This is a genomic window from Coprobacter sp., assembly GCF_982436375.1.
Genome location: NZ_CEWDCG010000157.1, coordinates 1 through 7312, shown reverse-complemented (window position 1 = coordinate 7312; position 7312 = coordinate 1). Strand labels below are relative to the sequence as shown.

The window sequence follows — 7312 nt, the reverse complement described above, 5'->3', positions numbered from 1 at the left end:
TGTATATATTGTTCGGCTTACTCATTATGTTCTCATCTTGTATAAAAGATGAAGCTCCTAATGTAGAAGCCGATATTGAGGATATTACTATCCCGGATATGAGTAGTGTGCTGAATGTGAAAATAGATCAGAATAGAGTTTCTGTGTTTTTAAAGGAGGGTATGGTCGATCGTACAAATATAGAACCTTCTTTTACTCTTTCCCCGGGGGCAACAATTGCTCCGGTGAATACCGGTAAATTAGATTTTACAAAACCTCAGAAATATATTGTGACGTCAGAAGATAAAAATTGGCAAAAAACATATACTGTCGTATTTCTTGAAACAGAAATTCCGACTGTTTACAATTTTGAATATTGGGCGGTTAATAAGTGGGAAGAGGTTTATGAGCATAGTGTAGAATATGTTGAAGGAGAAGATATTCCTGTAGATCAGTATATTTGGGCATCCGGAAATTTTGGTTTCTCGTTGGTTGCAAGTGGAGGACCTAAAGATTATCCGACGTTTAAGGCGACTTCTATAGATGTGCATGAGGGAGAGGGTGCAGCTTGTTTAAAGACCAGAAAAACAGGTTCTTTAGGAGCATCACAGGGAATGCCGATTGCTGCGGGGAATCTGTTTTTGGGAGAATTTACGTCTAAAGGGATAAATATTATGAAAGAACCGATGAAAGCTACGCATTTCGGTTTACCTTTTAGGAAAAAACCTCTGCGGATGAGTGTTTGGTTTAAGTATGATGGCAGCAATGTCAATATGTCTTACGATAAAGATGGCAATGGAACGCAATATGGAGACGGTCGAGATTATTGTGCCGTATATGCTGTTTTGTATGATAATGTAAAAGCAAAAAATTTATATGGAGTTTCTTATCTTGACGGAAATACGATATTGAAAGAGGATGGCGACAATCCTATTATTGCTATTGCCGGACTGCATGAGCAGGCTGACAACTCTGATCAATACGGCACAGGAGGTGTATATAAACATCATGTATTCGATTTTAAATATAGAGAAGGGAAAAGTGTAGATCCCGATCGTTTGAAAAATTATGAGTATAGCCTTGCAATTGTATTCTCTTCCAGTTTTTATGGCGATCATTTTATAGGAGGAGTGGGGAATACTCTGTGGATCGATGACGTAAAAATTGAATGTGAAGAAAATTGAAAAAATATACGATGAAGACGCTGAAAAAAATGGGATTGGCAGCAATGCTGTCGCTATTGATAGGTACAGTTTCTGAAGCTGAGGCCAAAAAATATGAGTTCAGTGTGAAGGCCGGTATTAATATCGGAGGGACTTCCCCGATGGGACTTCCTGCCGAAATACGAGGTATTAATTCTTATAATCCGACACTTTCTTTTTCGTTGGAAGGAAGCGTGAAACGGGAGCTGACCGAGAAGTGGGGAGTTATGACCGGGATTCGATTAGAGACACGGGCTATGGAAACCGATGCTCAAGTAAAGAACTATCGGATAAGGCTGTTGAATGACGGACGTTATATTGAAGGAATTTTTACTGGAGATGTAGAGACAAAAGTGAAGAATGATTATGTCACGATACCTATATTGGCGGTATATGATATTTCGAAGCGGTGGGATTTGAAATTCGGAGGTTTCTTGTCTTTCCTGACTCGTGGAGACTTTTCTGGAACTGCACGGAACGGTTACATTCGGGAAGGGACTCCGTTGAGTCAGAAAATGAACGTGGATGCTACGTATGATTTTTCTGACGATATTAAAAAATTTAATGCAGGCCTTGAGCTTGGAGCAGAGTTTGTTGCGTATAAACATTTATCGGTTTACGGTGATTTGACGTGGAGTCTGACCCCACTTTTCCCCGGAGACTTTACGGCGATAAGTTTTAAGATGTATAATGTATATATGAATCTCGGTTTTGCGTATGTGTTTTAAATAAGCGGTCCGAAAGGAGAAGATACATAAAAGGTTGCTCTGTCGGAGCAGCCTTTTGTCGTATTCGGGAAATGCATTGTTAGGTTGATGTTATAAAAATAACTACCTTTGTGCCGAATTTGAAAAATCATGCAAAAATGCGTGATATATGTCACATTCGGATTTAAAATTAACAAAAGAAGCAATTAACGAAATATGATAACAGTAAATAATTTGGCCATACAATTCGGGAAACGGGTACTTTTTCAAGATGTGAATCTTAAATTTACTCCGGGAAATTGTTATGGTATTATAGGGGCTAACGGGGCAGGAAAATCCACTTTTCTGAAAGCGATCAGCGGACAGATCGATCCGAATCACGGAACAATTGCATTAGGTCCGGGTGAACGGTTATCGGTATTGAGTCAGGACCATTTTGCTTTTGACGAGTTTACCGTGATGGATACCGTATTGATGGGACATACGGTTTTGTGGGATATAATGAAAGAAAAGGATGCCCTTTATTCGAAACCGGATTTTAGTGATGCTGACGGTATTCGAGTTTCTGAGCTGGAAGAAAAGTTTGCAGAACTGGAAGGTTGGAATGCCGAAAGTGATGCTGCTAATTTGTTAAGTGGTCTGGGAATAAAAGAAGATCTGCATTATATGATGATGAAAGATCTTAGCGGTAAACAAAAAGTACGTGTTTTGTTAGCAAAAGCTTTGTTCGGAAAGCCGGATAACCTGTTGCTTGATGAACCTACCAACGATCTCGACCTTGAAACCGTTATGTGGCTCGAAAATTACTTGTCGGAGTTTGAAAATACGGTATTGGTTGTTTCGCATGATCGACACTTCTTAGATTCAGTCTGTACACATACCGTTGACATTGATTACGGTAAAACCGAGTTGTTTGCCGGAAATTATAGTTTCTGGTATGAATCGAGTCAATTGGCTTTGCGTCAACAACAGCAGCAAAATAAGAAAGCGGAAGAAAAACGTAAAGAATTGATGGAGTTTATTCAGCGTTTCAGTGCTAATGTCGCAAAATCGAAACAGACCACGAGTCGTAAAAAAATGCTGGAAAAATTGAATGTCGAGGAAATCAAACCTTCTTCACGTCGTTATCCGGGCATTATTTTTACTCCCGATCGAGAGCCAGGGAATAAAATTCTCGAAGTGAGAGGGCTTGAAAAGTCAGTTGATGGAACTTTGCTATTCAAGGATGTGAATTTTACGGTTGAGAAAGACGACAAGATCGTATTTTTATCTCGAGATCCTCGTGCCATGACCGTTTTTTTTGAAATTATAAATGATGTGGTTAAGGCTGATAAAGGTACGTTTGAGTGGGGGCAAACTATTACGACTGCCTATTTGCCTCTTGACAATTCGGCATTTTTCAATACCGATATGAACCTGATCGATTGGCTAGCTCAATTCTCAGAAGATACCAGTGAATTGTATCTAAAGGGGTTTCTCGGAAAAATGTTGTTTTCCGGAGAAGAGTTGTTGAAAAGCGCTTCGGTATTATCCGGAGGGGAAAAAATGCGTTGTATGATTGCCCGTATGATGATGAAAAATGCTAATACGATGATTTTGGATTCTCCTACGAATCATCTTGATTTGGAGTCTATACAGGCGTTTAACAATACATTGAAGGCATTTAAAGGAAATATTCTGATGTCTTCTCATGACCATGAGTTTATCGAGACAGTTTGTAACCGGGTTATCGAACTTACTCCGAATGGCATAATCGATAAAATGATGGACTATGACGACTATATTACCGATGAACGAGTGAAAGCTCTTCGTGAAAAGTTATATCGATCATGACAAATAGTAAAATATGGTTATTGGAGCGCATTTATTAATGCGCTCTTTTTATAAAGGGAAAAAGCGGTTTTGAGTTTCTCTCTTTATTGATTACTTTTGCACATATTGAATAGGAGGACGCGTTTATGCCATTAAATTTACCATCCAGATTGCCGGCTGTAGAGATATTGAAATCTGAAAATATTTTCGTAATGGATTCTCAGCAGGCATCTACTCAAGATATACGGCCTTTGCGTATTGTCATATTGAATTTGATGCCGTTGAAGATTACGACCGAAACCGATCTTATCCGGTTATTATCCAATACGCCATTGCAGATAGAGGTGGATTTTCTGAAAATATCGGGACACATATCGAAAAATACTCCGGTAGAGCACATGATGACGTTTTATAAGGATTTTTCGACGTTGCGGAATGAAAATTATGATGGTATGATTATTACCGGAGCTCCGGTAGAGCAGATGCCGTTTGAAGAAGTCGATTATTGGAAAGAGGTTTCTGAGATATTTGATTGGGCACGTACGCATGTGACCTCTACATTATATATTTGTTGGGCGGCTCAAGCAGGATTGTATCATTTTTATGGTGTTCCTAAATATCCGTTGCCGCAAAAAATGTTCGGGATTTTCAAACATAAAGTGTATGATCATCAAAATCCGATATTCAGAGGATTCGATGATGAATTTTATGTGCCTCATAGCAGGCATACGGAGGTGCGTAAGTCCGATATAGAGAAAGTTCCTGAACTGACCCTGCTTTCGGAGTCTGAAGAATCCGGAGTATATATGGTTATGGCACGTGGAGGCCGGGAATTTTTTATTACCGGGCATTCGGAGTATTCGCCTTATACTTTAGACACGGAATATCGTCGGGATTTGGATAAGGGGTTACCGATAGAGATGCCGTTGAATTATTACCGGAATAATGATCCGAAGGAAGGACCGTTGGTTCGCTGGAGAGGGCATGCCAACCTTTTGTTCTCTAATTGGCTGAATTATTTTGTATATCAGCAAACACCATACGATATTCGGGAAATAAAATGATATCATCAAGACCTATCGAACTTCTCTCTCCTGCCAAGAATGCCGAGATCGGTATCGAAGCAATTAATCACGGGGCAGATGCCGTTTATATAGGTGCGCCTCGTTTCGGGGCTCGTGCTGCTGCGGGCAATGATACGACCGAAATAGCCCGACTGGTCGATTATGCCCATAAATATGATGCGCGGGTGTATGTGGCGTTGAATACGATATTGAAAGACGATGAATTGCTTGAGGCCGAACGGATTATTGGCAATATGTATTCTGTCGGTGTCGATGCTCTCATTGTTCAAGACATGGGGATTCTTGAACTGGATATACCTCCGATAGCTTTACATGCCAGTACGCAAACCGATAATCGTACGGTAGAAAAGGTACGTTTCCTTGAAAATGCAGGATTTTCGCAGGTGGTGTTGGCCAGAGAATTGTCGTTAGAACAAATCCGGCATATTTCAGAAAATACGACAGTTCCTTTGGAGGTTTTTATACATGGAGCCTTGTGTGTAAGTTATAGCGGACAATGTTATTTGAGTCATTGTTTGAGCGGACGCAGCGCTAATCGTGGAGAGTGTGCGCAATATTGTCGGCTTCCTTATACGTTACTGGATGCAGACGGAAAGGTATTGGAAAAAAATAAACATCTACTCTCTCTTAAAGATATGAACCGTACCGACAGCCTTGAGGCATTGTTGGATGCCGGAGTTTCTTCCTTGAAGATTGAAGGACGTCTTAAGGAAATGTCTTATGTTAAAAATGTGACGGCTTGGTATCGCAAGAAGTTAGATGCGATATTGGAGCGTCGTCCGGAGTATGTGAGGTCTTCTTCCGGAAAGACCGATTTCTTTTTTGCTCCCGATCCGAACAAGAGTTTTAATAGAGGCTTTACTCCGTATTTGTTGAATGAAAAAGACTCGAGATCTATATCGTCTCCTGATACGCCTAAGTCGATGGGAGAATATATAGGTACGGTAAAACAGGTTTCCTCTAAATCGATAACTGTAGCCGGAGTACAAAAGTTGAATAATGGAGATGGGATATGTTTTTTTAATGAATCCGGTATATTTGAAGGGTTTCGAGTGAATAGGGCGGAAGGAAATCTTATATTCCCGGCAGAAATGCCTCGGATAAGGATTAAAACGAAACTGTACCGTAACTATGATCAGGAATTTGAGAAAACTCTTGCCCGAAAAAGTGCAGACAGGAGAATTGCAGTAAACTTGGAGTTATCCGGCACATTAGAAAAGCTGTGCTTATTGATTACGGATGAAACCGGGGTATCGGTTTCCATTTCTCGGGAATGGTCGGGAGAAAAAGCAAGGAGTCCGCAATCTGAGAATCAGAAAAATCAATTGGGAAAATTGGGGGATACTCCATTTCGGATGGACAAAGTCGTTTTAAATGCTACGGAAAACTTTTTTATTCCGGCTTCTTTGTTGGCGGATATGCGTCGGCAAGGAGTGGAGCTTCTTTTGAAGGTTCGGAAAGAGGCATATCGTACAGAGAAAAGAAAACCGGCTAAGGGTATTTATCCTTTTCCTCAATCGAAATTGACCTATCTTGGGAATGTCTATAATGCAAAGGCGCGAAAATTTTATGCCGGACATGGAGTCTCGGAAATCGATCCTGCATTTGAAGTACAAGTACAAGATAATGTACCTTTAATGTTTACCCGTCATTGCATACGTCGCGAATCGGGACATTGCTTTCGTGGAAAAGGTGCTGGAGAATGGAAAGCTCCGCTTTATTTATGTTATAAAGATACCCGTTTACGCCTTGAGTTCGATTGTCGTTTATGTGAGATGAGAGTTTATAAAGAATAGATTCTTTTATAGATTGGTGATAGTTTATTTTAACCTATACTGGGATTTATGAGGAGTGTTGAGGGCTTTCCGATAAAAAAATATTATCCGGTCATTTTTGCGATTTCTTTTGTGGGAGACAGCTTTTCTTTTTAAATATGAATACCGTAATTATGTTTTACTTCATCCATGACAAATGTGCTCTCTATCGAGCCTAAGCTTTCTATTGAACCCAATACGTTCAGTATGAATTCTTGATAATATTTCATATTGGGTGCGTGGATTTTTAACAGATAGTCAAAACTTCCCGATATGTTATAACACTCGGTTACCTCTGGAATGTCCTGAATGATCCGGGTAAACTCGGTTGCTATTTCCTGATTTATTCTGCTCAGCTTTACGTTGCAGAATACAATGAACCCTTGATTTAACTTTTCTGCATCCAGAATCGCAATATATTTTTTGATGTATCCTTCGTTTTCTAAACGTTTAAGCCGTTCGAATACGGGAGTTGAAGAAAGACTTACTTGCGCGGCAAGTTCTTTGAGCGTGAGCCGTGCATTTCCCTGTAACGTGCGGAGTATTTGTAAATCGACTTTGTCTATTTTAACCAGATTATTCATAGTCTGTTTTTTGAAATTCAATAATTAGGAACTTGTTTAAGAGCCTGTCTAAATTTTCCAATAAAAAAATATTATCAGGTCATTTTTGCGTTTTCTTCCGGTCTATTTTCCCGTTTTCCCTCGTCAGAT

At 39.8% G+C, this 7312-nt stretch carries 6 protein-coding genes; 5 read left to right on the top strand and 1 reads right to left on the bottom strand.

From position 1 onward, the window contains the following. From AC1WHX_RS09110 to AC1WHX_RS09090, 5 genes are all read left to right on the top strand, one after another. On the top strand, positions 1 to 1163 hold a 1163-nt coding region (locus AC1WHX_RS09110; RefSeq protein WP_481229201.1), incomplete at its 5' end, for a PCMD domain-containing protein. An 11-nt stretch (positions 1164 to 1174) separates the two neighbouring features. Continuing rightward, positions 1175 to 1909, top strand: a complete 735-nt coding sequence (locus tag AC1WHX_RS09105; RefSeq protein ID WP_122337887.1) for a porin family protein — start codon at positions 1175 to 1177, stop codon at positions 1907 to 1909. 195 nt (positions 1910 to 2104) lie between these two features. Continuing rightward, positions 2105 to 3721, top strand: a complete 1617-nt coding sequence (locus tag AC1WHX_RS09100; RefSeq protein WP_009317589.1) for an ABC-F family ATP-binding cassette domain-containing protein — start codon at positions 2105 to 2107, stop codon at positions 3719 to 3721. Positions 3722 to 3846: 125 nt separating this feature from the next. Beyond that, the gene (gene metA, locus AC1WHX_RS09095; protein WP_022602142.1) at positions 3847 to 4764 is read left to right on the top strand and encodes a homoserine O-acetyltransferase MetA; all 918 of its coding nucleotides are present in this window, start codon (positions 3847 to 3849) and stop codon (positions 4762 to 4764) included. Continuing rightward, positions 4761 to 6581 (top strand): peptidase U32 family protein, encoded by a 1821-nt coding sequence (locus AC1WHX_RS09090; protein WP_122337886.1) that lies wholly within the window; start codon positions 4761 to 4763, stop codon positions 6579 to 6581. Before metA ends, AC1WHX_RS09090 begins: the two co-directional genes overlap by 4 nt. Before the next feature lie 131 nt (positions 6582 to 6712). Here the strand turns inward: AC1WHX_RS09090 and AC1WHX_RS09085 are convergent, their stop codons facing one another. Further along, positions 6713 to 7183, bottom strand: coding sequence for an Lrp/AsnC family transcriptional regulator (locus tag AC1WHX_RS09085; protein WP_122337885.1), 471 nt, complete (start codon positions 7181 to 7183; stop codon positions 6713 to 6715). Positions 7184 to 7312 lie beyond the last annotated feature (129 nt).

Coding starts and splice junctions, on each gene's coding strand:
- AC1WHX_RS09085 (WP_122337885.1), bottom strand. CDS start 7,183: ATGAATAATCTGGTTAAAATAGACAAAGTCGATTTACAAATACTCCGC.
- metA (WP_022602142.1), top strand. CDS start 3,847: ATGCCATTAAATTTACCATCCAGATTGCCGGCTGTAGAGATATTGAAA.
- AC1WHX_RS09090 (WP_122337886.1), top strand. CDS start 4,761: ATGATATCATCAAGACCTATCGAACTTCTCTCTCCTGCCAAGAATGCC.
- AC1WHX_RS09105 (WP_122337887.1), top strand. CDS start 1,175: ATGAAGACGCTGAAAAAAATGGGATTGGCAGCAATGCTGTCGCTATTG.
- AC1WHX_RS09100 (WP_009317589.1), top strand. CDS start 2,105: ATGATAACAGTAAATAATTTGGCCATACAATTCGGGAAACGGGTACTT.